This is a genomic window from Nguyenibacter vanlangensis (assembly GCF_013376155.1).
Classification (GTDB): Bacteria; Pseudomonadota; Alphaproteobacteria; order Acetobacterales; family Acetobacteraceae; genus Gluconacetobacter; species Gluconacetobacter vanlangensis.
In genome coordinates, this window is record NZ_JABXXP010001002.1 from 1 (window position 1) to 808 (window position 808).

Here is an 808-nt window from a genome sequence, read left to right on the forward strand (position 1 = left end):
TGCCTCGCCGGGCGCGGATGCCGAAGGCGCGGGCCGGGGCGTGGCCTTCGCCGTGCCGTCATCCGCGATCGCGCGCGGCGTGGACAGATGCAGCGACGCCAGGGCCAGGATCAGGTGCGTAGCGGTCCGTTCGATGGACGGCGGCGTGGGGGCGCGATTCTTTCTTGTCGATTGCATTCGTCTGCTCGATTGATTGCGGCGTGCGGGCCCGATGGGGGGCTGCGGGCGCGGACGGTCAGGGCGTGGCCGGGTCCGGCAGGCCCAGATTCTCGCGCAGCGTCCGGCCGGTATAATCGGTGCGCAACAACCCCCGGCGCTGGAGTTCCGGCACCGCCAGGCGCACGAAGTCGCGGATGCCGTCGGGGGCCGAGGTGAACATGATGTTAAAGCCGTCGGCGGCGCCGGTGCGGTACCAGCCTTCGATATCGTCGGCGATCTCGCGCGCCGTGCCCACGATGATGCGGTGCCCGCCCCGGGTGAAGTGGCGCAGCACGTCGCGCGGGGTGGGGCGGTCGCGGCGGATCCAGTCCACGATCAGCGATTGGCGGCTCTTATGGCTGTTGGTTTCCGCGACCTCGCCCAGTTCGATCGGGCGGTCCCGGGGCCATGCCGACAGATCGACGCCCAGGCTGGCATAGGCCGACAGGCCGCGCAGGCTGTCGCCATGGTCCAGATAGCGCAGATAAGTCTCGAATTTGGCGCGCGCGTCGTCGTCGCTTTCGCCGACGAAGGGCGCCAGGCCCGGCAGGATACGCAGATGCGCCTCCCCCCGCCCGTGGCGGGCGGCGCGGTCCAGCACGTCGGCGCG

1 pseudogene is annotated in these 808 nt (G+C 70.9%); it reads right to left on the reverse strand.

Annotated features, from left to right (window positions below):
* Positions 1 to 235: 235 nt before the first annotated feature.
* Positions 236 to 808 (reverse strand): annotated as a pseudogene (locus HUK84_RS20795) (nitrilotriacetate monooxygenase); the annotation flags it as partial.